The sequence below is a fragment of the Verrucosispora sp. WMMD573 genome, assembly GCF_027497175.1.
GTDB lineage: Bacteria > Actinomycetota > Actinomycetes > Mycobacteriales > Micromonosporaceae > Micromonospora.
This window is the reverse complement of record NZ_CP114901.1, coordinates 1642539-1669297: the sequence shown is the minus strand read 5'-3', so window position 1 is coordinate 1669297 and position 26759 is coordinate 1642539. Positions and strand designations below refer to the sequence as shown.

The window sequence follows — 26759 nt, the reverse complement described above, 5'->3', positions numbered from 1 at the left end:
CTCAACACTTCCGCGGTGCGCGGGTCGCCGGCTCAGCCGGTCAGTTGCAGGGTGGCGAGATAGTACGGGGCGTCGTGGTTGTCCACGTCGACCAACTTCCAAGGGGAGCCGTGCACCAGCTCGGCGAGTTCCTCCGGTGAACAGACCAGGTAGTCGAACCAGGGCGTACCCAGCTCGCGGTAGCGCAGGCGCAGCCGCAGCTGCCCGCCCAGGCGGCCCCGCCGCCGGTTGTGCTCGTGGTAGGTGGTGTGCACCGGATCGCGGGTGCCGTACGGGTCGGTGCCGTGGGCGATCAACCGCGCGCCGGGGCGGGCCAGAGCCGCCAGCGCGGCGAGGAACGCCGGCGCCCGTTCCCGCCCCTCGATCAGGCCGAGGTTGTTGCCGAGCAGCAGGAAGGTGTCGTACCGCCGCCCGCTCGCGGCGTGCTCGTCGACGGTGGCGTGCACCAGGTCGCGTACGCCCCGACGGCGGCACACCTGCAACGCGCCGGCCGAGGTGTCCAGCCCGGTGACCGGTACGCCCCGCTCCTGTAACAGCAGCGCGATCCGTCCGCCGCCGACACCGACGTCCAGCGTCGCGCCGCGTACCCGGTCGACCGCCCGGTGATCGTGCGGCTGCCAGTCCTGCGGTCCGTCGAGATAGTGCGCGGCCGGTGCGCCGTTGATCAGCCCGTCGTCCCGCTCGATGATCTCGATGACCGGGCGGGGCAGGCGCCCACCGGCCAGCGGCCGGGGACCGACCCCGGTCGCCACGGCCAGCGCGTCGCGCAGCAGTTCCCCGAAGACGTCACCGATCCGTGGCTCCCCCGTCACATGCTTCACGCTATCCGGCCGCTCAGTCGGCCGTAGCACCCGTATCCTGGCGGCGTGACCACGTTGGACCGCCTCTCGGCCGAGAAGTACATCCTCCTGACGACCTTCCGTAAGGACGGTCGTGCAGTGCCGACCCCGGTCTGGGCGGTCCGCGACGGCGACGCCCTGGCGGTCTGGTCGGCGGCCGACGCCGGCAAGGTGAAACGGATCCGCCGCAGTGGGAACGTCACGGTGGCCCCCTGCGACGTACGCGGTCGGCCGCACGGCGAGGCGGTACCCGCTCGGGCGAGCCTCTACGATCCCGGCGCGACCAACCGCATTCGTGGCCTGATCAAGCAGAAATACCGGGTGATCGGCCGGCTCACCCTGCTCGGCAGCCGGCTGCGCCGGGGGGAGGGCGGCACGGTGGGCATCCGGGTCGAGCTGACCGACTGACGGTCTCGCCCGGCGTTCCGGGACCTCGCCGGCCCGCCCATGGCGAAGGGCGGCGGAACGAGTCCGCCGCCCTTCGTGAAGCTTTGCTATCAACCGTGTGGTCAGTCCCCCTGGCGCTGCTGCGGAATCTGGCCCTGCAGCAGTGCCCTGACCTCAGACTCGCGGTATCGGCGGTGACCGCCAAGGGTCCGGATGGCGCTCAGCTTGCCAGCCTTCGCCCAACGGGTCACCGTCTTCGGGTCGACACGGAACATCGACGCCACCTCGGCCGGTGTGAGTAGCGGCTCTGGTTCGTGCGTTCGCGATGCCATCGGTCACTCCTCCACATGTATAGACATCGGCCGGGGTCCCGCCGGCCGACGCGTCTCCCATGGTCCGGCTAGTCCCCGATGTCCGACATGGGCCGAACGGCCGAACGTCCCTAGACGGACGGATGAACCATGCCCGATTTATACGACTTTTACACGCCAGAAAGTAACTTAATCGGACTCATGATCACGGTTCGTGATGCGTCAACTACGAAGTTGCCTCGCGTTATGGTCCCAAAAAGGGACATCAGTGACCTAATTGCAACGCTCCAGAAGTTGCACCGCGCGCCACCGGGTGACCAACTTGTCGTACGCCGCCGAGGCCTCCTCCGCCTCGCCCCGCGACAGCCCGGCCAGCCCGGCCGCGACCAGTTCCGGCGAGTCGTCCTCGGCCAGCGTCTCGTCGGACAGCAACTCGACCAGCCCGCCGTAGTCGAGTTCCACCACCGAACCTGGGTGGAACTCCTCCAGCCAGCGGGCCGCCTCCTCCACCGCCTCGGTGATCGGCGCGTCGCCGACCGACTTGCGGAGCACCGCCAGCGCCCGCGACGAGCGGCGGCGGGCCTTGGAGATCTCCGTCCGGAAGCGCAGCGAGCGCCGGTCCGGCACGGTGACGTGGTTACGCTCCTGCGCGTCGAAGAGCACGAACCAGCGCAGTGGTACGCCCCAGGTCGCGATCTGCTCGTGCACCCGGGGGACGCCGTGCTCCAACACCCGGGCACCGCTACGCCAGTCCTCCACCACGGCCTTGGCCTGCCCGGCCAGCACCGGCGGCACGAAGGCGTCGGCCAGCACGGGCGGTACGCCGTCCCGCGCGCTCAACGCCGCCTCAGCCACCCGGATACGCAGGTTCCACGGGCACACCAGCAGGGTCTCGTCGGTCTCCAGCACGTACGCCTCGTCCGGCAGATCCGGCAGCCGCGTCCAACCGGCACCGAGTGCCTCGATCACCGAGGTCCGCTGCCGGACGGGCCCCTCCACCGGCGCCACGGCCCGTCCCTGCTCGACGTAGCGTCGCCAGTAGGACTGGCGATCCCGGTCGAAGGCGGTCAGCGGCTCGTACACGCGCAGGTATGAAGCGAAGAGCGACGGCACGGCGCGATCCTCCCACGAACGGCAAGCCGAGCGTTGCTCGGCGTCATCGGGCGACCCGGCGCGGCGCAGGAGCAACCGGGCCAAAGCCCGACGCCACCCCTCACCTCGACGACGCGGCCGGGACGGACCGCCCGTAGGACGGGACGGCGGCCACCGGGGAGAGCGGCGAGACGCGCGCCGATACTAGGCTCGCAGCACCGGCAGCATCCCCGCCGACGTTGACCAGGTCCGCGCCTCACAAGGGCGCCCGCCGACACAGGAGCCAGTCATGGGCGTATTCGCCACCACGGACGACCCGGAGTCCACGGGCCACGAGCAGGTCGTGTTCTGCCAGGACAAGCAGACCGGCCTGAAGGCGATCATCGGCATCTACTCCACCGCGCTGGGTCCCGCGCTCGGCGGCACCCGGTTCTACCCGTACGACAGCGAGGAGGCCGCCCTCGCCGACGTGCTCGACCTCTCTCGCGGCATGGCGTACAAGAACGCCCTCGCCGGTCTGGACCTGGGCGGCGGCAAGGCGGTCATCTGGGGCGACCCGGAGCAGATCAAGAGCGAGGCGCTGCTGCGCGCCTACGGCCGCTTCGTGGAGTCCCTGGGTGGCCGGTACTACACCGCCTGCGACGTCGGCACCTACGTGCCGGACATGGACGTGATCGCCCGGGAGACCCGGTACGTCACCGGCCGCAGCGTCGAGCACGGCGGGGCGGGCGACTCCTCGATCCTCACCGCCTGGGGCGTGTTCCAGGGCATGCGGGCGGCGGCCGAGCACCTCTGGGGTGTACCGACGCTCAACGGTCGGCGGGTCGGTGTCGCCGGGCTGGGCAAGGTCGGCAAGTACCTCGTCGGCCACCTGTTGGAGGACGGTGCCGAGGTGGTCGCCACCGACGTCAGCGCGCGGGCGCTGGACTGGGCGCGCACCACACACCCACAGGTCCACCTCGTCGACGACGCCTCCGCGCTGGTCAGCGCCGACATCGACGTGTACGCCCCGTGCGCCCTCGGCGGCGCCCTCGACGACGACACGGTGGCGGCGCTGCGGGCCAAGGTGGTCGCCGGGGCGGCCAACAACCAGCTCGCCCACTCCGGAGTGGAGAAGCTGCTCGCCGACCGGGGCATCCTCTACGCGCCCGATTACGTGGTGAACGCCGGCGGTGTGATCCAGGTCGCGGACGAGATCGAGGGCTTCGACTTCGAGCGGGCCAAGCTGCGCGCCACCAGGATCTACGACACCACGCGGGAGATCCTCCGTCTCGCCGACACCGACGGCGTACCGCCGGCAGTGGCGGCGGACCGGCTGGCCGAACGGCGGATGGCCGAGATCGGGCGGCTGCGCACCATCTACCTCCGCTGACGACGCACCGTCGGGGGCGGGCCGGTGTCCGCCCCTCGACGGCCCGCTCCGACCGAGCGGAGCAGCGGACCGGGCGGTGGACGCGAGACGACACGCCGCAGCCCGGGCGAAATGATGACACTGGTCCCGCTAAGCTGAATTTACGACGCGTTCGCGGTGATTTGCCCTGTGTCACGACCGATCTCGGCACTGCTCCTTACCGGGTACAATGGGTGACGTCCTGACAACCGCAACGCGCGGTCGTGGTCGTGGGTAACCCGAGGTGCCGAACGGTGGCATCCCCATGTACCGTAAGAGCCACGAGAGATGCCTGACGTCATCGGGGCCCGCCTTCGGGCTGCCCCGCATTCTGTGCGAGGGGGTCGAGCCATGGGGCGCGGCCGTGCTAAGGCCAAGCAGACAAAGGTGGCCCGGGAGCTGAAGTACCACTCCCCGAACACCGACCTCGCCGCCTTGCAGCGAGAACTCGGCGGCAGCGGCAAGTCGGACCGCAACTTCGACGACGACTACAAAGAGTACGTCGACGACGACGAGGACCACTCCGACGACGACCCGGACAACTGGGTCCGTCCGACCCGCTGACCCCCGGTCACATCTGAGCACGCGGTGACTCCCCGCGTGCTCACGCATGTGCCCGCTACGCAGCGGCGTGCAGCACCCGACGAGTCGAGGGCCCACCACGGCCGGACGATGCTCCGGCGGCGTGGCGGGCCCTCGGCACCGATCGATCAGCGGGGACGATTGTTCCAGTTGTAGAACGTCGGGATGTTCTCGAAGTGGTTCCAGGCGCAGACCGCGCTGGCCCCGTCGCCACCCGCCACCTCCGCCCGTAGTTGACGCGCGACCTCGGCCTCGTGAAGCAGGGCGTTGAGTCCGACAGCGGCCTCCCGCACCCGGTCGGCGACCCGGTCGGGCTCGTCTCCCGTCACGGTCTCAGGCTCCCGGTGACTGGTGGTCTCGGGCATGCTCCAACACTCCCTCCAGTAGGCGGATCTTGCTGTTGCGGCAGTGCTCGGTCTCCGTACCGTCAAAACGCCCCAGCTCGAAGTAGCGGTTGGCCGCGTGGCCTCCGCCACAGAAACCGAAGTACGGGCAGGAGGCGCGACATGCCTCCACACCGTCGATGAACTCGCCGACCCAGGGGGTGCGCCCCGCGCCGGCCAGGATGGTGTGCAACGGGGTGGCGAGCACGCTTCCGCTGGAGAAGTCGCCGTAGCGGGCATCGGTGAAGCCGGCCAGCTCGGGTGAGAGCACCACGACCGACCCGTCGTACGCCACGGTCGGTATCGGGTCGAGCCGGCTGGGCAGCAGGTCGTCCGCCGTGCCGTCCAGCACCGCCGCGGCGTACCGCAACGACCACTCCACCTCCCGCAGGTGGATCCGGGGATCCCGCCGCCAGGCCGCGACCAACTCGGCCCAGAACCCGGTCACGGCCGGAGCGTCGTGGGCGTTGACCCGGGTGTTGACGCCCTCGGTCTCCTCGATGTTGACGCCGAGCACCTCGCAACCGAGGTCGAGAAAGTACTCGTACAGCTCGGTGGCCCGCCCGGGAGACGGGTCGTTGACCACCGCGAGCGCCGAGAACGGCAGCCCGTGTCTACGCAACGTGGCCACCCCACGGACGATCCGGTCGTACGCCGGTCGACCGGCCCGGGTGACCCGCTCACCGTTGCGTTCCGGCGGCCCGTCCACGCTCACGCTCACCCGCATCCGGTGCCGGGCGAAGAACTCGCACCAGGCATCGTCGATCAGAGTGGCGTTCGTCTGGACGTGGTGCTCCACCTCGGGCCCGAACGGCGCCATCAGCGCCGCCAGCCGCTCCCGGCCGGTGGCCAGCGGCTCCCCACCGTGCCAGACCACGGAGAACCGGTCGGTGGACGCCCACCGGTTCACCGAGGCGGCCACCGCCTCGGCCACCGCGACCGGCATCTGCCGGTCCGCCGCCCGAAACGGCAGATAGCAGTACGCGCAGTCGAGATTGCACAGGGTGGTTGGCTGCATCACGACGTACGACGGGACGGTGGCCAGGCCCCGCATCCCGCTCAATGACCGTCCCCGCGCAGCCATCGCCCTCCTCCGTAGCGGTCTTGGGCTGCCGGGCACGACCAGGCAAGGGCGCGCCCCGCAGCTCTCGAGGGTGCCCTTCAGGCTAGGCCGCGACGGCCACTCGGGTGAAGCCCTGATCAGGTGGTCGGACGATCAGCGCAAAGTGATCATCCTCGGGTGTGCTGCCCGACCATCCGCACCTCGCCGGTGCCCTCGATGATCTCGCCGACCTGCCAGGCGTCGACGCCCCGCCCGGTGAGCGTGGCCAACGCCCGGTCGGCGTCCTCCGCCGACACGATGGCGAACATGCCGACGCCCATGTTGAAGGTCGCCTCCATCTCCGGGTCCTCGATCCGGCCCTTGGACTGGACCAGGTCGAAGACCGGCTGCGGCTTCCACGTCGACCGGTTGACCACGGCGTCCACGTGCTCCGGCAGGATCCGCACCAGGTTGCCGGGGATGCCGCCGCCGGTGACGTGGGCCAGGGCCCGCACCTCGGCCTCCGCGATCAGCTTGAGGCAGTCCTGCGCGTAGATCTTGGTCGGGGTGAGCAACTCCTCACCGAGGGTGCGCTGGCGACCGAAGTCGTCGATCACCACGTCCAAGCGCATCCGGCCGGCGCCCAGCAGCACGTGCCGGACCAGGGAGTAACCGTTCGAGTGCAGGCCGGACGACCGCATCGCGATCACCACGTCGCCCACCTCGACCCGCTCGGAGCTGAGGATCTCGCTCTCCTCCACCACGCCGACACCGGTGGCGGAGATGTCGTACTCGTCGGGGCGCAGCACGCCCGGGTGCTCGGCGGTCTCGCCGCCCAGCAGCGCGCAACCCGCGTACCGGCAGCCGTCGGCGATGCCGGCGCCGATCTCGGCGACCTTGTCCGGTACCACCTCGCCGGTGGCGATGTAGTCCAGCAGGAACAGCGGCTCCGCGCCGCAGGCGACCAGATCGTCGACGACCATCGCGACCAGGTCGATGCCGACCGTGTCGTGGATGTCCATCTGCTGGGCGATCACCAGCTTGGTGCCGACGCCGTCGGTGGAGGAGGCCAGGATCGGGTGCTTGTACTTCGTGGTGTCCAGCCGGAACAGGCCGGCGAAGCCGCCGAGGTCACCCATCACCTCTGGCCGGCGGGTCTGCTTCACCTTCGACTTGAGCAGTTCCACGGCACGGTCACCCGCCTCGATGGACACGCCAGCGTCCGCGTACGAGACCGCGCGTTTGCGCGCCGGGCGGCCGGAACCGGCCGTCCAGGGCTGACGGTCCCCGCCAGCGCCGCTCGGGCTGCTTCCTGCGCCGCTGCGCTCGGACACGTGCGTCACGGTTCTCCCCTTTGTGGTTCTCGGCTGTCGCGTCGACGGTGACCGGCACGCCAGCCGGGCGGTGCTACGGGCGGTTTGTGGTCGCCGACGGTTTGAGTTCGCCGAAGCTGCTGTCGAGTGGCGGGACGAGTTGCTCGGCGGATCCGATCTCGTCGGCCGTGTGGTGGGCGACCCGGCGGCCGATCCCTTCGAGCACGTGCTTGCCGATCAGGTTGCCGACCGGCAGTTCGATCGGGTACTCGCCGTCGAAGCAGGCCCGGCAGAGCCGGGTCTTCGGCTGCTCGGTCGCGGCGATCAGGCCGGACAACGACACGTAACCCAGCGTGTCCGCGCCGATCGAGCGCCGGATGCCGTCGTTGTCGAGGCCGTTGGCGAGCAGTTCGGCGCGGGTGGCGAAGTCGATGCCGTAGAAGCACGGCCAGGAGACCGGCGGCGAGGAGATGCGTACGTGCACCTCCACCGCACCGGCCTCGCGCAGCATCCGCACGATCGCGCGCTGGGTGTTGCCGCGGACGATGGAATCGTCGACCACGACCAGGCGCTTGCCCCGCACGTTCTCCCGCAGCGGGTTGAGCTTGAGCCGGATGCCGAGCTGACGCAGCGTCTGCGACGGCTGGATGAAGGTACGTCCGACGTACGGGTTCTTCACCAGGCCGGCACCGTAGGTGATGCCGGACTGCTCGGCGTACCCGATCGCCGCCGGGGTGCCCGACTCGGGTACCGGGATCACCAGGTCGGCGTCGACCGGGTGCTCCTTGGCCAGTTGCCGCCCGATCTGCACCCGGGCGGCGTGCACGTTGCGACCGGCGATGGTGGCGTCCGGCCGGGCGATGTAGACGTACTCGAAGAGGCAACCCTTGGGCTCGGGAGCAGCGAACCTGGTGGACCGCAGCCCCTCCGCGTCGATCGCGATCAGCTCGCCCGGTTCGACCTCGCGGACCACGCTGGCACCGACGATGTCCAGCGCGGCGGTCTCGCTGGCCACCACCCAGCCGCGATCCAGTCGGCCCAGCACCAGCGGACGCACACCGTGCGGGTCGCGCGCGGCGTAGAGGGTCGACTCGTCCATGAAGACGAAGCTGAACGCGCCCCGCAGCTGCGGCAGAACCTCCAGCGCGGCGGCCTCGACGGACAGATCAGGCCGGCTGGCCAGCAGCATGGTGACCAGAGAGGTGTCGTTCGTCGAACCGTCGGCGCCCAGACCACGCTCGGCCACCTCACGCTGCAACTCGGCCGTGTTGACCAGGTTGCCGTTGTGCGCCAGCGCGATGGTGGTGCCCGAACTGGTCGCGCGGATGGTCGGCTGGGCGTTCTCCCAGGTCGACGCGCCGGTGGTGGAGTAACGCGCGTGCCCGATCGCGACATGACCGCGCAGGCTGGCCAGCGTCGGCTCGTCGAAGACCTGGGCCACCAGGCCGAGATCCTTGTAGACCACCACGCCGGAGCCGTCGCTGACCGCTATGCCGGCCGCCTCCTGACCTCGGTGCTGCAACGCGTACAGCCCGAAGTAGGTCAGGTTGGCGACCTCCTCCCCCGGGGCCCAGACGCCGAAGACACCACACGCGTCCTGGGGGCCGGGTCGCTGGGGATCAAGGTCGTGGCTCAGCCGGCCGTCGCCTCGGGGCACCTGCCGCTCCCTTTTGCTGTCTGGACTGGCCTGGCGGAACCACGGGGGTTGCTCCGCACCTCTCGGCCGGGACCACACTGTCGTCGCCTGACAGTGTACGCGAATCCATGTCGCCACATACAGTCACACTGTCGCCGCTATGCGTCATCCAGTACCAGCCGTCAGCCCAGTTCGAGCGGCAAATAGGCGGAGAGGTCCGCGCGAGCCCCGCTCGCCTTCACGCGACCCTCCGTAACCGCCCGCACCCATTCCAGTCGCCCCGTGGCCAACCCGAGCCAGGTTTCCGGATCCATCTCCACCGTGTTCGGGGGAGTACCGCGGGTGTGTCGCGGCCCTGGAACGCACTGAACTGCACCGTAAGGTGGGACTCGCACCTCCACCGATCGGCCGGGGGCGCGGTCCGCGAGGAGGGTCAACAGGGCCCTGACCGCCTCGCGGAGCACCGGTCGTTCGGGTACACGCCCCTCATCGAGCGCCGACAACGCCGCCGCTACCGAGGCGGACTTAATGTACGGAGAGGACACGACGGGACGATACGGCGTGATCGCGCCGACCGTCACGCTGGCCCTGGGTCGCGCCGATCCGGCCCGACAAGGCATAGTTGCCGACGGCGTATTCGTACCGTGATGTTCCCCCGCCCGGCACCCGCCGGTCAGGGGAGGTCAGTCCGGAAGGCGGTGGACGTGTCAACACACCGACGAGCCTGGCACAAGCGGGCCGGTGTGGTCGTGGCGCTGATGATCGGTGCCCTGCTCGCCATCCCAGCAACACCCGCCTTCGCCGACGACCCGGACGTCCAGATCACGGGCCTGTCGAACGGTACCCTTCAGCCGGGTCAGCAAACGTCGATGACGTTCACCGTCAAGAACAACAACGACGCTCCGACACCCTTCAGCATCACCGTCAGCACCTTCAACGGCCTGGGCTGCCAGGGCGACTGCAACATCCCGGCCCGGCTGATCCCGGCCGGCGAGGAAGCGCAGTTCAGGGCGACCTTGGCCGCGGGTGACGTGCCGGCCGGCCAGGAGCGGTCGGGCAAGGTGCGGGTCTCGGCTCGGGCCGGGGGCGACGAGGGCAGCGACGAGCGCGACATGACGGTGCGCGGACCCAACCCGCCGCCGACGACGCAGGCGCCGCAGACGGTGCGGTCGATCTCCGGCAAGGTCGTCGACCAGGGCGGCGACGCGGTGGCGGGCGCGTACGTGCTGCTGAAGGACAGTGCCGGCAAGCAGCGGGACACCACCACCAACGGCGACGGCAACTTCCGGTTCACCGGCAGCAGCGACAACCCGATCGCGCCCGGGCGGATCGACATCGGCGCGAGCGCCGAGAACAAGAACGCCGTGGCGAGCTTCACCGCCAACGCCGGGCAGAGCATCACCGGTCGGCGGATCACCCTCCCGATCGCGGCGGCCTCGGAGAGCCCGAGCGCCAGCCCGTCGGCCAGCGAGTCGGTGGTGCCGACCGAGGACCCGTTCGAGGAGGAACTCGGCGAGGAGGAGGAGACCCCCGCCGAGAGCGCTGCCGCGCAGGCCCCGGCCTCCAACGAGGACTCCGGTGGATTCGGCAACTGGCTGCTCATCCTGCTGGGTGGTCTCTTCGTGGCCGTCGGTGTCGGCACGATCGTGCTGCTCTGGATGAAGCGCAAGGAAAACGAGGACGTCGAGCCCGACGGTGACGTTCCCGCCGGCGCTCCGGCCGGCGCGGTCCCGGCAGCCCGCGGCTCGTTCGTCGGTGCGGACGACCAGACCCGGGTGGTGAACCGGGTCGGTGCCGCGCCGGACCCCACAATGGTCGGCGGTGCCGGGTTGGCGAACGCGCCGACGATGATGCACCAGCCGGTCGTAGACGACGTTCCGCCGGACCCCTACGGCGCACCGCCGCAGCCCTACGGCGCCGCGAGCGGGCCCGGTGGCTGGTCCGGTGGTGGCGGCTACGGCGACGAGCCGGGCGGCTACGGCGCTGCGGGCTACGGCAACGCCCCCTCGTCGGGCGGCGGCTACGGCAACGCCCCGTCCTCCGGCGGCGGCTACGGCAACAGTCCGTCGTCCGGCAGTGGCTACGGCAGCCGGGACTACGGTGCCGGCAACGCCGGCCCGGACTATCCGCCGGCAGGCGGCGGCTACGGCGAGCGGTACGACGAGCCGACCGGCCGCTACCAGGGCGAGGAAACGGCCTACCCGGCTCCCGCCGACCCGTACGCCACCGGGATGTACCAGCCGGAGGCCGGCCAGGGCTACGGCCAGTCCGAGCCGGGCAGCTACGGGCAGCGCGAGGCTGGAGGTTACGGGCGGGGCGAGGCCGGGGGCGACTACGGTCGCAACGGGCCTGCCGGTGGCTACGGCCAGAGCGACCCGACGCGCGGCTACGGCCAGGGCGAGCCCGGTGGCTACGGCCAGAGCGACCCGACCCGGGGCTACGGCGAAGGTGAGCCGGGCGGCGGATACGGCCAGAGCGATCCGAACCGTGGCTACCCTGCGGGACAGTCGGGCGGCGGTTACGGCGCGGCACCCGGTGGCGGGTACGACCAGCCGGCCGGAGGCTACGGCCAGGACGCCGGGCACCAGCGCGGTGGCTACGACAACACCAGCTACGACAGCGGCTACGAGCAGGGCGGCTACGGTGGTGGCCCGGCCGGCGGCGGATACGGTCAGGACTCGCCGCCGCGCGGCGGGTACGACCAGGGTGGCTACGGTGGTGGCCCGGCCGGCGGCGGGTACGGGCAGGAGCCCCCACGGCAGCGCGGCGGTTACGACAGCGGCTACGACCAGGGTGGCTACGACCAGGGCGGCGGCTACGGCGACCCGGCACAGGCCGGCCGCGGCCGACCCGACGGCGCGCCCCAGGACCGTGGCGGTCGCCGCCTGGACTGGCTGGACGACTAGATCCTGTCGCGCGGTCCCCGGTCGAGCCGGGGCTCGGTCCGGGCCGACCCTGGGCATCGCCGGCGGTCAGGCGGCCGAGAAGACGCCCTGGCGGAGCAGGGGGATGACGTCGGAGGCGTCGACGCGTACTGCGATCTCGACGTCCTCGGCGAAGCCGCCCTCGATCACCTCTCGACCGGAGACACAGCCGCGGATCGCCGCCGGTACGTCCGGAGTGCTGGCCAGCGCGGCCAGGGCCATGGCCGCCTCCACCGAGAGCCCGCCCGGCGCACCGGACAGGGCGTCCAGCACGCTGGCCGCGCCCAACTGATCCTCCACCGAAGGGCGCAACGATCCGTCCGGCCACCGTTCACCGGCGGCCACCACGCCGATCGGGGCGGCCGTCGAGCCGTACCCCTGGCTGCGAAGCCAACGCCCGACGGCGCGGGCGTTGCGCAGGTTGGCCGCGACCACCGGTAGCCCGGTGGCGCTGGCGGCGGCGCTGATGGCCGAACCGTTGGGCGACGGCAGCACCAGGTCGGGCACCACCGGAGCCCGACTCAGCGCGGCCGGCGACAGCGACCACGGATGTTCGCGGGTGACCTGTCGGCGGCCGGTCGCGGCGACCGCGCCGACCCGGCGCGCGTAGGCGGCGGCCTGCTCGCCCCAGGGGAACGGGTGCACACGCATCCCCCGCCCCACCGCCACCTCGACGGTGGTGGTGAACGACAGCACGTCCACCACCACCAGTACCGCGCAGACCCGGGCGAGTTCGACAGCACCCGCCAGCGCCCAGTCGAACCGGACCCCCGATCCGGGTTGGGCGACTACTGCCGCGGCCAGGGCCTCAGCGCTGGTCGGGTGGAGAGGGCTGCTCGGTGTCACCGTGCTGCGGAGCGTCCGCCCCGGGTTCCTCGTGGCCGCCCAGCGGGGCGGTCGGATCGGCGGCCTCGGCTGACGGTGGGGCCGCCGGGGCACGGCCGCCACGCACCGGCGGGGTGGCCCGCTCGGCCGGCCGGTCGGCCGACTCGCCTGTCGAATCCGACGCGCCCGAAGCCTGCTCGGCCGGCACCGGTGCGACTCCGGTCGATACCGGCACCGCTTCGGCCCGCGCCGGGGCGGTCCGCTCTGCGCCGGCCGACTCCGTCTCGGTCGCCTGCTGGCCGGTGGTCTGGCTCGGGTTCCGCTCTGGGCCGGTCGTCACGTCGGCCCGCGCGCCGTCGATGTCGGCAGCCGCATCGACCCCGGCGGCCGGCCGGTCGATGACCACCTCGGCGGTTGCCGGAGCGGTCACCTCGAATGGCTGCACGCCGCCGAACAGGGCCGGCAGGGTGCCGGTGTGCGCCTCGCGCAGCTCGTCCAGGCCGATCCGGAACTGGCCGTGCACCTCCAGCGCGCCGCCCGTCGGGTCGGTGACGCCGATCAGCTCCCACGGCACGTCGTGTTCGCCGCAGAGCGCGGTGAACGCCTTCTCGTGACCTCGCGGCACCGATACGAGCACCCGTCCGGCCGACTCGCTGAACAGGAAGACGAACGGCATCGAGTTGCCCTCGAACCGCTCCGGCACCGCGATCCGAGCCCCGACGCCATGACGCAGGCAGGACTCCACCAGGCTCTGCGCGAGACCGCCGTCGGAGAGGTCGTGCGCGGAGCTGAGGTGCCCCACCCGGGCCGCGTCGGCCAGCAGGCCGGCGAGCTGCTTCTCGCGCGCCAGGTCGACGTGCGGGGGTACGCCACCGAGATGCTGGTGGGTGACCCACGCCCACTCCGAGCCGGAGAGTTCCACGTGCGTCTCGCCGAGCAGGAAGAGCTGGTCGTGATCGGCGCCGGGGCGCGGGACGAAGCCCGACGCCACCCGGTCGGCCACGTTCTCCAGCACACCGAGCACGCCGACGACCGGCGTCGGGTGGATGGCCGCCGCCCCGGTCTGGTTGTAGAAGCTGACGTTGCCGCCGGTCACCGGGATGCCCAGCTCGGCGCAGCCGTCGGCCAGGCCGCGTACGGCCTCGGCGAACTGCCACATCACGCCCGGGTCCTCGGGCGAGCCGAAGTTCAGGCAGTCGGTGACCGCGATCGGCGTCGCGCCGGTCACCGACACGTTCCGGTACGCCTCGGCCAACGCCAGCTTGGCACCCTGGTACGGGTCGAGCCGGGCGTACCGGCCGTTGCCGTCCACGGAGAGTGCCACGCCCAGCCCGGTGCGCTCGTCGATGCGGATCACGCCCGAGTCCTCCGGCTGGGCGAGCACGGTGTTGCCCAGCACGTAGCGGTCGTACTGCTCGGTGACCCAGGTTTTGTCGCAGAGGTTGGGCGAGGCGATCATGCGCAGCACGGTCTCGCGCAGCGTGTCCGGGTCGCCCGGCCGGGGCAGCGTCTCCGCCCGGTCGGCCTGGAGCAGGATCAGGTCCGCCGGCTCGCGCATCGGCCGGGCGTAGACCGGTCCGTCGTCCACCAGCGAGCCCGGCGGTACGTCCACCACCAGGTGATCCCGCCAGGTGATGTGCAGCCGGCCCGGTGCACCGTCCGGCTCGGGTGCGGTGACCTCGCCGATCGCGGTGGCCCAGACGCCCCACTTCTCGGCGGTCTTGAGCACCGACTCCAGCTTCTCCGGCGTCACGACCAGCAGCATCCGCTCCTGGGACTCGCTGGCCAGGATCTCGTGCGGCTCCATCGAGGGCTCGCGCAGCGGCACCCGCTCCAGCCACACCCGCATGCCGGTGCCGGCGGAGGCGGCCGTCTCGGTCAGGGCGCAGGTCAGGCCGGCACCGCCGAGGTCCTGGATGCCGACGACCAGTTCGGCGTCGTACAGCTCCAGGCACGCCTCGATGAGCAGTTTCTCCATGAACGGGTCGCCCACCTGCACCGACGGGCGGCGCTGCTCGCTGCCCTCGGTGAACGTGGCGCTGGCCAGCACCGAGACGCCGCCGATGCCGTCCCGGCCGGTCTTGGCGCCCATCAGCACCACCACGTTGCCGGGGCCGTTGGCGTCCTTCTTCTGAAGCCGGTCGACCGGCAGCACGCCCAGGCAGAGCGCGTTGACCAGCGGGTTGCCCTGGTAGCAGGGGTCGAAGACCACCTCACCACCGATGTTGGGCAGGCCGAGGCAGTTGCCGTAGCCCCCGACACCGGCGACCACGCCGGGCAGTACCCGGGCGGTGTCCGGGTGGTCCGCGGCACCGAAGCGCAGCGGGTCCATCACCGCGACCGGGCGGGCGCCCATCGCCAGGATGTCGCGGACGATGCCGCCGACACCTGTCGCCGCGCCCTGGTACGGCTCGACGAAGCTCGGGTGGTTGTGCGACTCGACCTTGAAGGTCACCGCGAGTTCGTCGGAGATCCGGACGACCCCGGCGTTCTCTCCGATGCCGGCGAGCAGCCGGTCGCTCGGCGGGGCCTTCTCGCCGAACTGCCGCAGATGCACCTTGCTGGACTTGTAGGAGCAGTGCTCGCTCCACATGATCGAGTACATCGCCAGCTCGGACTGGGTCGGCCGGCGGCCCAGGATGTGCCGGATGCGGTCGTACTCGTCGTCGGCGAGCCCCAGCTCGGCGTACGGCTGAAGTTCCTCTGGAGTGCCGGCGGCGCGCGGCACGGTGTCCACCCCGTCGGTCCAGTCGGCGACCGCCGGGACGGCGGCGTGCCGGGCCGGAGCGGCCGGCTGCGCCGGGACCGCCTCCGGGTTCTCCCGCACCGGGTCCGGGTGCGTGGTCATGGCGTCTCCTTGTTGCGCTCGCCGCCCGACGGGCGGGTGAGCCGACCGATGATCCCGCCGCGCACGGTCACGCCGGCGCCCCCACCAGGTGCTTCAGCACGGAGGTGAAGAAGCCGAGACCGTCGAGGGAGGGGCCGGTGAGCGCCTCCACCGCGTGCTCGGGATGCGGCATGATGCCGACCACGTTGCCGGCCTGGTTGGTGATCGCGGCGATGTCCCGCTGTGATCCGTTGGGGTTGCCGCCGCCGTAGCGGGCGACGACCCGGCCCTGGGCCTCAAGCTCGTCCAGCGTTGCCGGGTCGGCGACGTAGCAGCCCTCGCCGTTCTTGACCGGAATCAGCACCTCCTGGCCCGGCTGGAAAGTGTTCGTCCAGGCGGTGCCGGTCGCCTCGATGCGCAGGATCTGGTCGCGGTTGCGGAAGTGCAGGTGCTGGTTGCGGGTGAGCGCCCCGGGCAGCAGGTGAGCCTCGCAGAGGATCTGGAAGCCGTTGCAGATGCCCAGCACGGGCAGGCCCCCACCGGCGGCGTCGACGATCTTCTCCATCACCGGGGCGAACCGGGCGATCGCGCCGCAGCGCAGGTAGTCGCCGTAGGAGAAGCCACCGGGCAGGACGACCGCGTCCACCCCATGCAGCTCCGCCTCGCCGTGCCAGAGACGGACCGGTTCGGCGCCGGCGATCCGTACGGCCCGGGCGGCGTCCCCGTCGTCGAGCGAACCGGGGAACGTCACCACACCGATCCGGGCGGTCACGGCCGGGCTTCCGCAGGCTCGTCGGTCTCGACCAGACGGACCGTGAAGTCCTCGATGACCGGGTTGGCGAGCAGCTTGTCGGCGATCTCCCGGGCCCGGTCCAGGTCCGGTTCACCGGTAAAGTCGATCTCGATCCGCCTGCCAATCCGTACCGAGGCGACGTCGTTGACGCCGAGCCGGGGCAGCGCGTTTGCGACGGCCTGGCCCTGAGGATCGAGGATCTCGGGCTTGAGCATGACGTCGACGACGACGCGAGGCACTGGGCACTCCTGACTGTGTACGCAGTTGGGTGCCGACCCACAACGGGCGAGCGCAGCCAGCCTACCTGGCAGATGCCGCGCCAGACGCACCGGCCGGACGCCGCCAGGGTGCCGCTCGACCCTACCCACACCTACCGATCGGGACCGATACAGGTTCGTTGCGATCCCGATACGGCTTCGTTGCCAGCCTCCTTGCCGATCACCCCCGGACGGACGAGCTCCTCGGTGACAGGGCAGCTGAGCGTCGCCGCCGGTCCGGAGCGGCCCGGCGACGGGAAATCCAACTGTTACATCACCTTGTTTCAATGAACCTCTTGTGAAACACCCCACCGGGCCCTACGGTACATCGTCAGACGTCGATATGAAGACGTCGCGGTGGCGGATCACCCCCGTCCGCCACCGCAGGCCGGCCCGGTGAACCCGGGTCCTGGGAACCCCGAAGGAGTCCCAATGCGCATCCGATCCCTGATCGCGGTCTTCGCCACCGCCATGGCCGCGGTGATGGGCGCCAGTTCCGGCGCCGTCGCCTCACCCGTCGGTCCCTACATCATCGGCGGCGGCACCGTCTCCTCGGCGCCGTGGGCCGCCGCGGTCTTCAGCAACGGCTCGTTCACCTGCTCCGGCACGATCATCGCCCCGCAGTGGGTGCTCACCGCGCGGCACTGCCTCGGCGGCTCGATGTCGGTCCGGGTGGGCAGCGTCTACCGCTCCTCCGGCGGTGTCACCCGCACGGTCAGCGCCACCTACGGCCAGTACGACGTGGCCCTGATGCGTCTGTCCAGCTCGGTGAGCACCAGCTACGTCACGCTGGCCTCCAGCAACCCGCCGGTCAACTCGACGAACTCGATCTACGGCTGGGGCATGACCTGCTACAGCGGTTGCTCGGCGTCGAGCCAGCTCAAGACCGCGAGCGTCCGGGTCACCAGCACGAACGTGAGTGACGCGTACGGCGGGCAGGCGATCCGGAGCAGCCGGATCAACGGCAACGCGTGGCGGGGCGACTCGGGCGGCCCACAGTTCTACAACGGCCAGCAGGTCGGCGTGGCCTCCACCGCCGACGGCCAGAGCATCCAGAACTACGGCAGCGTCGCGTACAACCGTGCCTGGATCCGGTCCGTTTCCGGCGTCTGACGGTTAGCGCCCGTGGCGGCGCGGATGGTGGGCCCTGCGCCCGCCGTCCGCGCCGCGCGGTTTTTCAGCATCCGATCAGGTGAACAGGGCTCACGATGTGCCGCACCCGGGCCTGCCAGCATCGGAAACGTGCTGGTCGTGACGACGGATCAACTTCCCGGCTACGAGATCCGCCAGATCCTCGGCGAGGTGGTCTCCTCCATGGCCAGAACCCGCAACCCGTACCGCGAGGGAGTGAAGAACCTGCGCGGCGGGGCGTACGACCCGATGGCGCCGGACAACCTGACCCGCTGGCGTACCGACTCGGTCGCCCGCCTCGGCGAGGAGGCCCGGCGGCTCGGCGCGAACGCCGTGGTGGGGATGCGGTTCGACAGCCGCGACTGCGGCGAGATGTGGATGGAGATCTGCGCCTACGGCACCGCCGTGATCGTGGTGCCCAAGGTCCCCGACGTCATGCCCCCCGACCAGCCCCTGGTGGCCGCCGAGACGGCCCAGGAACCAGCCTTCGCCGAGGAACTCGGCAAGATCGCCGAACCACCCAGCGCCCCCACCCTCGGCACCGCCCCCGAAACCCCCACCCGCGACTAACCGCACCCCCCACCTTCGGTCGCGTTGATCATGAAGTTGTTGCCACACCATCCGGCGTGGCGCGACAACAACTTCATGATCAACCAGAGATGTCCGGGGGCCGGGTTAGAGGATGGGGGGTGGGGAGTAGGTGGCGGCTTGGGGGTGGGATTGGACGATCTTGGTGATTCTGGCGGTCACCGACTGGATCTGGGTGGGGGTGGCGCCTACGAAGGCGGCGCGGTCGGCTACCAGGGCGTCGATCTCGGGGCGGGACAGGCCCAGGCGGGGGTCGGCGGCCAGGCGGTCGAAGAGGTCGTTGTCGGGCGTGCCCTTCTCCCGCATGGCCAGGGCGACCGCGACGGCGTGCTCCTTGATCGCCTCGTGGGCGGTCTCCCGGCCGACGCCCCGGCGGACGGCCGCCACCAGGATCTTGGTGGTGGCCAGGAACGGCAGGAACCGCTCCAGTTCCCGGTTGATCACCGCTGGGTACGCGCCGAACTCGTCCAGCACGGTGAGGAACGTCTGGAACAGCCCGTCGGCGGCGAAGAAGGCGTCCGGCAGGGCCACCCGGCGCACCACCGAGCAGGAGACGTCCCCCTCGTTCCACTGGTCACCGGCCAGCTCGCCGACCATCGACAGGTAACCCCGGATGATCACCGCGAAGCCGTTGACCCGCTCCGACGAGCGGGTGTTCATCTTGTGCGGCATCGCGCTGGAGCCGACCTGGCCGGGCTTGAAGCCCTCGGTAGCCAACTCCTGACCGACCATCAGCCGGATCGTGGTGGCCAACGACGACGGCGCCGCAGCCACCTGTGCCAGCGCGGAGAGCACGTCGAAGTCGAGCGAACGCGGGTAGACCTGGCCGACGCTGCCCAGCACCCGGCTGAAGCCCAGGTGCTCGGCGACCCGCCGCTCCAACTCGGCGACCTTCTCGGCGTCGCCGTCGAAGAGGTCCAACTGGTCGGCGGCGGTACCGACCGGCCCCTTGATCCCCCGCAGCGGGTACCGGGTGATCAGGTCCTCCAGCCGCTCGTACGCGATCAGCAGCTCCTCCGCGGCCGACGCGAAGCGCTTGCCCAGCGTGGTGGCCTGCGCCGCCACGTTGTGCGATCGGCCGGCCATCACCACGTCGGCGTACTCGTGGGCGTGCCAGGCGAGTCGGGCCAGCGTCGCCACCACCCGATCCCGGATCAGCTCCAGTGAGCGGCGCACCTGGAGCTGCTCGACGTTCTCGGTGAGGTCCCGGGAGGTCATCCCCTTGTGCACGTGCTCGTGCCCGGCGAGCGCGCTGAACTCCTCGATCCGGGCCTTCACGTCGTGCCGGGTGACCCGCTCCCGCGCCGCGATCGAGGCCAGGTCGACATCGTCCAGCACCCGCTCGTACGCCTCAACCACCCCGTCCGGCACCGAGACACCCAGATCCCGCTGCGCCCGCAGCACGGCCAGCCAGAGCCGCCGCTCCAGCCGGACCTTCTCCTCCGGCGACCAGAGGTTGACCAGCTCGGCCGAGGCGTACCGATTGGCAAGCACGTTCGGAATCATCGTCACCTCACCATTCTCCCGACCCCCCGCCGAGGTCACCCGAGCGGGTCCGGGTTGATCATGAGGTTAGCGGCGACTTGAAGATCAATAACTGCCGCTAACCTCATGATCAACGGGGCGAGGGCGGGGGCGGGGGCGGGGCGAGGGCGGGGCGGGGCGGGGCGGCGGTCAGCGGTCGAGGATGGCGGTGACGCCCTGGCCGCCGGCGGCGCAGATGGAGATCAGGCCGCGTCCGGTGCGCTTCTCGGCGAGCAGTTTGGCCAGGGTGGCGACGATCCGGCCGCCGGTGGCGGCGAACGGGTGACCGGCGGCCAGCGAGGAACCGTTGACGTTGAGCCTGTCGGTGTCGATGGGGCCGAGCGGGGCGTCCAGGCCGAGCCGGTCCTTGCAGAACTCCGGTGACTCCCAGGCCGCCAGGGTCGCCAGCACCTGCGAGGCGAACGCCTCGTGGATCTCGTAGTAGTCGAAGTCCTGAAGGGTGAGCCCGGCCCGGTCGAGCAGCCGGGGCACGGCGTACGCGGGTGCCATCAGCAGCCCCTCCTCGCCGTGCACGAAGTCCACCGCGCCCGTCTCCGACCAGGAGAACCAGGCCAGCACCGGCAGGTTGTGCTCGCGCGCCCACTCCTCGCTGGCCAGTAGCACGGTGGAGGCGCCGTCGGTAAGCGGCGACGAGTTGCCGGCGGTCATGGTGGCCCGTTCGGCGTCCGGCCCCTTGGCGCCGAAGACCGGCCGCAGCGTGCCCAGCTTCTCCAGCGTGGTGTCGGGGCGGAGGTTCTGGTCGCGGGTCAGCCCCAGGTAGGGGGTCATCAGGTCGTCGAAGAAGCCCTTGTCGTACGCGGCGGCGAGCCGCTGGTGCGACCGCAGGGCCAGCTCATCCTGCGCCTGTCGGTCGATGTTCCAGCGCAGCGCGGTCTGCGCGGCGTGCTCGCCCATCGACAGGCCGGTGCGTGGCTCGGCGTTGCGGGGGATCTCCGGCCTGAATGGCTGGGCCGGGCGTAGTTTGGCGGCGATCCGCAGCCGCTCGCCGAGGGTGCGGGCGGAGTTGAGCTTGAGCAGCGTGCGGCGCATGTCCTCGTTGACCGCGAGCGGAGCGTCGGAGGTGGTGTCGACCCCACCGGCGATGCCGACGTCGAGCTGACCGAGGGCGATCTTGTTGGCGACCAGGATGACGGCCTCCAGGCCGGTGCCGCACGCCTGCTGGATGTCGTACGCCGGGGTGCGCGGGTCGAGCTTCGAGCCGAGCACCACCTCGCGGGTGAGGTTGAAGTCCTTCGAGTGCTTGAGAACCGCCCCGGCGACGACCTCGCCGACCCGCTGCCCGGCCAGACCGAACCGGGCGACCAGCCCGTCCAGCGCGGCACCGAGCATGTCGGAGTTGCTGGCGCTGGCGTAGCGCGAGTTGGAGCGGGCGAAGGGGATCCGGTTGCCGCCGATGATCGCGACCCGTCGAACGTTCTGCACGATCCGCCTCCTCGAAAGTGTTGCCCACACCTTACTCACCAGTAGGCTACGCCTATGACCGACAGGTATGCGAGCTTCGTCCAGTCGGGCACCGGGCGGGCGCTGGTGAAGCGCCTCGGGCTGCCCGATCCGCCGCGACTGCGCCGGCACGCACCCGGCGAGCCGATTCTGCCCGGGCTGGTCCTGCTCGGTGCCGCCACCGGCGGGCGGCTCACCGAGCCGGTCGGCAAGGCCCTGGCCGCCGCCGGGCTCGCCCTACGCGATCCGGCCACCGCCGTCCCCGATCCGGCAACCGGTCGTACGCCGGAGAGCGCCGCCCTCGTCTTCGACGCTACCGGCATCACCGAGTCGTCCCAACTGCGCCAGCTCTACGACTTCTTCCACCCGCAGGCCCGGGCGGTCCAGCCCAGCGGACGGGTGATCGTGCTGGGCACTCCCCCGGCCGAGTGCGGCACGCCCCGCGAGGCGACCGCCCAGCGAGCCCTGGAGGGGCTGACCCGCAGCATCGGCAAGGAGTTCGGCCGGGGCATCACCGCGCAGCTGGTGTACGTCACGCGGGACGCCGACCCGGGCACCTGGACCAGCCTGGAGGCCACCCTGCGGTTCCTGCTGTCGGGCCGTTCCGCGTACGTCTCGGGGCAGGTGATCCGGGTCGGCGCCGGGCAGGCCACCGCACCGGCCGACTGGGACCGGCCGCTCGACGGGCAGGTGGTGCTGGTCACCGGCGCGGCCCGGGGCATCGGCGCGGCGTTGGCCCGGGTGCTGGCCCGCGACGGCGCGACAGTGGTGGCGCTGGACGTCCCGGCCGCCGGGGACGAGTTGGCCACCGTGGCCAACGAGATCGGCGGTAGTGCCGTGCAGCTCGACCTGACCGCCGCCGACGCGCCGGCCCGGCTCGCCGAGCACCTGGCCAACCGGCACGGGCGGGTGGACGTGGTGGTGCACAACGCCGGCATCACCCGGGACAAGACCCTCGGCCGGATGGACGCCGACCGGTGGGACCAGGTGATCGACGTCAACCTGTCCAGCCAGGAGCGGATCAACGACCTGCTGCTGGAGCGCGGGCTGATCCCGGCCGGCGGGCGAATCATCGGCGTCTCCTCGATCGCCGGGATCGCCGGCAACCGGGGCCAGACCAACTACGCCACAAGCAAGGCCGGCGTCGTCGGGCTTGTCGACTCGCTCGCCCCGGCACTGCGGGAGCGGCAGATCAGTGTCAACGCGGTCGCGCCCGGGTTCATCGAGACCCGGCTGACCGCCCGGATCCCGCTGGTGCTGCGGGAGGCGGGCCGTCGGATGAACAGCCTCTCGCAGGGCGGGCTGCCGGTGGACGTCGCGGAGACCATCGGCTGGCTGGCCTGGCCGGCGTCCGGCGCGGTCACCGGGAACGTGGTTCGGGTCTGCGGCCAGAGCCTGCTGGGGGCGTGATGGCCAGGCGCGGACGTGGCGAGGAGCCCGCAGACGACCTGTCGGTCGGTGAGCTGATCGACGGGCCGACCGAGGTGCTGACACCGGAGATCCGGGCCGCCGCGCTCGCCGGACCGACCGGCGGCGGGGACCTGGAGGCGACCCGTGACCTGTCCGGCCAGGCCTCGGCCGGCGGCGGCTCCAACGCGGCGGCCGACCCGTCCGCAGCGGATCCGGCGACGTCGGCGGCCGTCGGCGGGCACCGGACCGGCACCAGCGGTGACGTCCCGACGGCGAGCGGTTCGCCGGCGGCCCGGACCCGGGTGGAGTTGCCCCGGTTGCCGGCGGCCGGGCCGTTGTACCGGCGGGCGTTGCTCAACGCGGTGCCGGGGGTGAGCGGTCGGCGCGGAGAGACGGTGCCGGCGGTGGAACTGGCGGTGGGCGGCGTGCCGGTGGATCCGGAGCGGCTGGCCGACTACGACCGGGTCTGCGGGTTCCGCCTCGCCGACCGGCTGCCCGCGACATTTCCACACGTCATGGGTTTTCCGCTGGCGCTGCGCCTGATCACCGCGCCGGAGTTCCCGATCCCACTGACCGGGGTGGTGCACGTCGGAAACCGGATCACGGTGCGTCGACCGGTCACCATCGGCGAACGGCTGGACTTCATCACCTGGGCGGAAGACCTGCGTCCGCACGACCGGGGACGGCAGGTGGACGTCGTCCTCGTCGGGTCGGTCGACGGCGAGGAGGTGTGGCGCGGCGTCTCGACGTACCTCGGCCGGCAGCGCACCCCGGACGGCGGCGAGCGGCGCGACCACGGCGAGCGGCCACCGCCGCCGGCCGCTACCGCCCGCTGGCCTGTCACTCCCCGGGTGGGTACGGACTACGCGCGGGTCTCCGGCGATTACAACCCGATCCACACCTCGCGGCTGGGGGCGCGGCTGCTCGGTTTCCCCCGACCCATCGCACACGGCATGTGGAGCAAGGCCCGGTGTCTCGCGGCGGTGGAGAGCCGGCTGCCCGAGGCGTACACGGTGGACGTGGCGTTCAAGCTGCCGGTGCCGCTGCCCGGCACTGTCGCCTTCAGTGCCACGGCGCTCGATCCGGGCTGGGATTTCGCGCTGCACGACCGGCGTGGTCGCCCACATCTGCTGGGCACCATCCGCTGAGCGGGGCCGGGCACTTGCCCGGCCCTCTCTTTTCCGTTAGGTTGTTCTCAAGTAGAGATATTCTCTAAGTGAGAGTGATCGAGCGTGAACGAGCAGGACTTCCTCGCCGCCTACGACCCACGGGCCTATCCGGCGGTCGCGGTGACCGTCGACATCGTCGCCCTGACCATCCGCGACGACGCGCTGCACCTGCTGCTGATCCGTCGAGGCGAGCAGCCGTACGCCGGCCTCTGGGCCCTGCCGGGCGGCTTCGTCCGGCCGGACGAGAACCTGGCTGCCGCCGCCCGCCGGGAGCTGGCCGAGGAGACCGGTCTCGACGGCCAGCCGCTACGCCGCGTCCACGTCGAGCAGCTGGCCTCCTACGGCGCACCCGACCGCGATCCCCGGATGCGGATCGTCTCGATCGCCCACCTGGCCTTCGCCCCCGACCTGCCGGACGCGACGGCCGGCACCGACGCCGACGAGGCGGCCTGGGTGCCGGTCGCCGAGCTGGCCAACCGGCAGCTCGCCTTCGACCACGGCCAGATCGTCGCCGACGGGCTGGAACGGGCGCGCTCCAAACTGGAATACACCCCGCTGGCCACCCGCTTCCTCGCACCCGAGTTCACCATCGGCGAGCTGCGGGCTGTCTACGAGACGGTCTGGGGGCACCAACTGCACGCCGGCAACTTCCACCGCAAGGTGCTCTCGGTGCCCGGCTTCGTGGAGAGCACCGGCGAAAGCACCGAGCGCGGCGGCACCCGGGGCGGCCCGCGGGCCCGGCTCTACCGGGCCGGAGACGCCCGGCTGCTGCATCCGGCACTGCTGCGCCCCGCCCGCGAGGAGACGGTGCGATGACCACCGTCGAGGCGATCCGCCTGGTCACCGCCGCCCGCGACGACGACGAGCTGTTCGGCGGCGAGGCGCCGGAGCGGCGCTACCGGGAACTCGTCGGCGCCCTGCACCCGGACCGGCTCGGTTGGGCCGGTCCGGGGATCCGCGCCGCCGCCACCACCGCCTTCCTCCGGGTCACCAGCCGCTGGCGGGCCCGGCGGGCCACCGTGTTGCACGGATACCGGTGTGGCCGGCCCGCGTACTCCGGTGACCTCGCCGACCTGTACGACGTCGGCGCCGACCGGCTGCTCAAGCTGCCCCGCGACGCGGCCGACAACGATCTGATGGTCCGCGAGCAACGCGCCCTGCGCACGCTCGCCGAGCGGGGTGACCCGCGCTGGCTGCCGTACGTGCCCCGACTGGTGGACAGCTTCACTCACCGCGACGCCGGCACCGGTGCGGACCGCCGGATCACCGTGCTCGGCACCGCGCCCAACCTGCACAGCCTGGTCGAGGTGCGGCGGGCCTATCCGGACGGGCTGGACGCCCGCGACGTGGCGTGGATGTGGCGACGGCTGCTGGTCGCCCTCGGCCTGGCCCACCGGGCGGGCCTGGTGCACGGTGCGGTGCTGCCGTCGCACGTGCTCATCGACCCCGACGCGCACGGCCTGGTGCTTGTCGACTGGTGCTTCTCCACCGAGCCGGGCGGCACCGTGCCCGCGATGGTCCCCGAGCACGAGACCTGGTACCCGCCGGAGGTACCCCACCGTCAGCCGTGCGGGCCGGGCACCGACATCTTCATGGCCACCCGCTGCATGGCCTGGCTGCTGGACCGCCGGGCGCCGCGCCAGCTGCTCGACTTCGCCCGGGGCTGCCGGCAACGGCTCCTGCGCGCCCGTCCCGACGACGCCTGGCTGCTGCTGCGCGAACTTGACCAGGTGCTGCACCGCCTCTACGGGCCGCGCACCTTTCGCCCCTTCACCCTCAACCCCTAGGAGGCTGCCATGGGCAGCGGAGCATGGTCCACCGATGTGTACGACGCCGCCGACCGCTACCGCCGGGCCACCGGCACCAGCGCCTTCTCCTACAGCGACAGCGGGGCCCGGGTGGTGCACCCGGCGCTGGACCCGCGCGGCGCGGTCCGGGAGAGCCGGGACAGCGCGGAGCACCCCCGATCGACCCCGGTCGCGGTCCTGTTCGACGTGACCGGCTCGATGGGGCACGTGCCCCGCGTTCTCCAGGCCAAGCTGCCGCAGTTGCTGGGGCTGCTGCTGCGCCAGGGCTACGCCCACGACCCGCAGATCATGTTCGGTGCGATCGGGGACGCCACCTGTGACCGGGTGCCGTTGCAGGTGGGGCAGTTCGAGTCCGACAACCGGATGGACGACGACCTCGGCCGGATCGTGCTGGAGGGCGGCGGTGGCGGCCAGATGCGGGAGTCGTACGAGCTGGCGCTGTACTTCATGGCCCGGCGCACGATCACCGACAGCTGGGAGAAGCGAGGCCGGCGCGGCTACCTGTTCGTCATCGGCGACGAGTTGGCGTACCCGCAGGTGAAGGCCGGCGAGGTGAGCCGGCTGGTGGAGGACGACCTGCGCGAGGACGTGCCGTTGCGGCAGATCGTCGACGAGGTCAGCCGCCGCTGGGACACCTACTACCTGCTGCCCGCCGGCAGCCACTACTCGGGCAACCGCCGGGTGCTCGAATTCTGGCGCGACCTGCTCGGCCAGAACGCCCTGGAGTTGGACGATCTCGCTGCGGTCTGCGAGACCATCGCGCTCACTGTCGGCCTCGGTGAGCAGGCGATCGACCTCGACCAGGGCCTGCGGGACCTGGACCACGCCGGCTCGTCCGCCACCGGCACGGTGTCGAAGGCGCTCGCCCGGTTGGACGGGAGAGCCCGGGCCGAGGTGTCGGAGCTGCCGGCCGGCCGTACCACCGGCCGCGGAGTGGTCCGGCTGTGACCCAGCCGGCGGCGGGCGCGGTTCCGGGCGGCACGGTGACCGGCATGCCGGCCGATGCCGTTGCGGGCCGGCGATCGACGGGCTGGCCGGCGGCGAGGGGGCCGCACGGCCAGCACGTG

At 71.5% G+C, this 26759-nt stretch carries 25 protein-coding genes; 11 read left to right on the top strand and 14 right to left on the bottom strand.

Annotated features, from left to right (window positions below; genetic code table 11):
* Positions 1-32 precede the first annotated feature (32 nt).
* On the bottom strand, positions 33-812 hold the full coding sequence (locus O7601_RS07685; RefSeq protein ID WP_281565504.1) for a methyltransferase domain-containing protein: 780 nt from the start codon (positions 810-812) through the stop codon (positions 33-35).
* A 54-nt stretch (positions 813-866) separates the two neighbouring features.
* On the opposite strand from O7601_RS07685, the gene O7601_RS07680 reads away from it, so the two are divergent.
* Positions 867-1247 (top strand): PPOX class F420-dependent oxidoreductase, encoded by a 381-nt coding sequence (locus O7601_RS07680; protein ID WP_203999126.1) that lies wholly within the window; start codon positions 867-869, stop codon positions 1245-1247.
* Between the two features lie 101 nt (positions 1248-1348).
* Here the strand turns inward: O7601_RS07680 and O7601_RS07675 are convergent, their stop codons facing one another.
* Both O7601_RS07675 and O7601_RS07670 read right to left on the bottom strand, forming a co-directional pair.
* Positions 1349-1558, bottom strand: coding sequence for a BldC family transcriptional regulator (locus O7601_RS07675; RefSeq protein ID WP_007073996.1), 210 nt, complete (start codon positions 1556-1558; stop codon positions 1349-1351).
* 252 nt (positions 1559-1810) lie between these two features.
* Positions 1811-2650: a hypothetical protein gene (locus O7601_RS07670; protein ID WP_281565503.1), complete on the bottom strand. Its 840-nt coding sequence runs from the start codon at positions 2648-2650 to the stop codon at positions 1811-1813.
* A gap of 268 nt (positions 2651-2918) precedes the next feature.
* On the opposite strand from O7601_RS07670, the gene O7601_RS07665 reads away from it, so the two are divergent.
* The gene (locus O7601_RS07665) at positions 2919-4001 is read left to right on the top strand and encodes a Glu/Leu/Phe/Val dehydrogenase (protein WP_281565502.1); all 1083 of its coding nucleotides are present in this window, start codon (positions 2919-2921) and stop codon (positions 3999-4001) included.
* Positions 4002-4370: 369 nt separating this feature from the next.
* Positions 4371-4583, top strand: coding sequence for a DUF3073 domain-containing protein (locus tag O7601_RS07660; RefSeq protein ID WP_093403828.1), 213 nt, complete (start codon positions 4371-4373; stop codon positions 4581-4583).
* Between the two features lie 146 nt (positions 4584-4729).
* Here O7601_RS07660 and amcA read toward each other — a convergent pair whose 3' ends face one another.
* From amcA to O7601_RS07635, 5 genes are all read right to left on the bottom strand, one after another.
* Positions 4730-4966, bottom strand: a complete 237-nt coding sequence (amcA, locus tag O7601_RS07655) for a multiple cyclophane-containing RiPP AmcA (protein WP_281565501.1) — start codon at positions 4964-4966, stop codon at positions 4730-4732.
* Positions 4935-6038, bottom strand: coding sequence for a cyclophane-forming radical SAM peptide maturase AmcB (gene amcB, locus O7601_RS07650; RefSeq protein ID WP_348650257.1), 1104 nt, complete (start codon positions 6036-6038; stop codon positions 4935-4937). The genes amcA and amcB overlap by 32 nt, the downstream gene beginning before the upstream one ends.
* Before the next feature lie 176 nt (positions 6039-6214).
* Positions 6215-7369, bottom strand: coding sequence for a phosphoribosylformylglycinamidine cyclo-ligase (gene purM, locus O7601_RS07645; RefSeq protein WP_210939082.1), 1155 nt, complete (start codon positions 7367-7369; stop codon positions 6215-6217).
* 64 nt (positions 7370-7433) lie between these two features.
* Positions 7434-8996, bottom strand: a complete 1563-nt coding sequence (gene purF / locus O7601_RS07640) for an amidophosphoribosyltransferase (protein ID WP_281565499.1) — start codon at positions 8994-8996, stop codon at positions 7434-7436.
* A gap of 161 nt (positions 8997-9157) precedes the next feature.
* Complete coding sequence (locus tag O7601_RS07635; protein ID WP_281565498.1) at positions 9158-9520, bottom strand: sterol carrier family protein; 363 nt, start codon at positions 9518-9520, stop codon at positions 9158-9160.
* A 159-nt stretch (positions 9521-9679) separates the two neighbouring features.
* Here O7601_RS07635 and O7601_RS07630 point away from each other — a divergent pair, with 159 nt between their 5' ends.
* A complete protein-coding gene (locus O7601_RS07630; protein ID WP_348650236.1) occupies positions 9680-11881 on the top strand; it encodes a carboxypeptidase regulatory-like domain-containing protein in 2202 nt (733 codons plus the stop codon).
* A gap of 66 nt (positions 11882-11947) precedes the next feature.
* On the opposite strand, the gene O7601_RS07625 is transcribed toward O7601_RS07630, so the two are convergent.
* The 4 genes from O7601_RS07625 to purS all read right to left on the bottom strand — a co-directional run bounded on the left by O7601_RS07625 (position 11948) and on the right by purS (position 16583).
* The gene (locus O7601_RS07625) at positions 11948-12703 is read right to left on the bottom strand and encodes a 2-phosphosulfolactate phosphatase (RefSeq protein WP_281566838.1); all 756 of its coding nucleotides are present in this window, start codon (positions 12701-12703) and stop codon (positions 11948-11950) included.
* A 4-nt stretch (positions 12704-12707) separates the two neighbouring features.
* On the bottom strand, positions 12708-15572 hold the full coding sequence (gene purL / locus O7601_RS07620) for a phosphoribosylformylglycinamidine synthase subunit PurL (RefSeq protein ID WP_281565497.1): 2865 nt from the start codon (positions 15570-15572) through the stop codon (positions 12708-12710).
* Positions 15573-15639: 67 nt separating this feature from the next.
* Entirely contained in the window at positions 15640-16323 is a 684-nt protein-coding gene (gene purQ / locus O7601_RS07615; RefSeq protein ID WP_281565496.1) for a phosphoribosylformylglycinamidine synthase subunit PurQ, read from the bottom strand.
* Complete coding sequence (purS, locus tag O7601_RS07610; RefSeq protein ID WP_210830351.1) at positions 16320-16583, bottom strand: phosphoribosylformylglycinamidine synthase subunit PurS; 264 nt, start codon at positions 16581-16583, stop codon at positions 16320-16322. Before purS ends, purQ begins: the two co-directional genes overlap by 4 nt.
* Before the next feature lie 450 nt (positions 16584-17033).
* On the opposite strand from purS, the gene O7601_RS07605 reads away from it, so the two are divergent.
* Both O7601_RS07605 and O7601_RS07600 read left to right on the top strand, forming a co-directional pair.
* Complete coding sequence (locus O7601_RS07605; RefSeq protein ID WP_281565495.1) at positions 17034-17714, top strand: DUF1986 domain-containing protein; 681 nt, start codon at positions 17034-17036, stop codon at positions 17712-17714.
* Positions 17715-17738: 24 nt separating this feature from the next.
* Entirely contained in the window at positions 17739-18302 is a 564-nt protein-coding gene (locus tag O7601_RS07600; RefSeq protein WP_281565494.1) for a YbjQ family protein, read from the top strand.
* Positions 18303-18407: 105 nt separating this feature from the next.
* Here O7601_RS07600 and purB read toward each other — a convergent pair whose 3' ends face one another.
* Positions 18408-19832, bottom strand: coding sequence for an adenylosuccinate lyase (gene purB, locus O7601_RS07595; protein WP_281565493.1), 1425 nt, complete (start codon positions 19830-19832; stop codon positions 18408-18410).
* Between the two features lie 162 nt (positions 19833-19994).
* Positions 19995-21287 (bottom strand): acetyl-CoA C-acetyltransferase, encoded by a 1293-nt coding sequence (locus O7601_RS07590; protein ID WP_281565492.1) that lies wholly within the window; start codon positions 21285-21287, stop codon positions 19995-19997.
* 54 nt (positions 21288-21341) lie between these two features.
* On the opposite strand from O7601_RS07590, the gene O7601_RS07585 reads away from it, so the two are divergent.
* From O7601_RS07585 to O7601_RS07565, 5 genes are all read left to right on the top strand, one after another.
* Positions 21342-22715 carry a 3-oxoacyl-ACP reductase gene (locus tag O7601_RS07585; protein ID WP_281565491.1) on the top strand — a complete coding sequence of 458 codons (1374 nt, stop codon included), beginning with the start codon at positions 21342-21344 and terminating at the stop codon, positions 22713-22715.
* 302 nt (positions 22716-23017) lie between these two features.
* On the top strand, positions 23018-23863 hold the full coding sequence (locus O7601_RS07580) for a MaoC/PaaZ C-terminal domain-containing protein (protein WP_281566837.1): 846 nt from the start codon (positions 23018-23020) through the stop codon (positions 23861-23863).
* 84 nt (positions 23864-23947) lie between these two features.
* Positions 23948-24700 (top strand): NUDIX domain-containing protein, encoded by a 753-nt coding sequence (locus O7601_RS07575; RefSeq protein WP_281565490.1) that lies wholly within the window; start codon positions 23948-23950, stop codon positions 24698-24700.
* Complete coding sequence (locus tag O7601_RS07570; RefSeq protein WP_281565489.1) at positions 24697-25671, top strand: serine/threonine protein kinase; 975 nt, start codon at positions 24697-24699, stop codon at positions 25669-25671. Before O7601_RS07575 ends, O7601_RS07570 begins: the two co-directional genes overlap by 4 nt.
* Positions 25672-25680: 9 nt before the next feature.
* Positions 25681-26640 carry a hypothetical protein gene (locus tag O7601_RS07565; protein WP_281565488.1) on the top strand — a complete coding sequence of 320 codons (960 nt, stop codon included), beginning with the start codon at positions 25681-25683 and terminating at the stop codon, positions 26638-26640.
* The last annotated feature ends 119 nt before the right edge of the window (positions 26641-26759 follow it).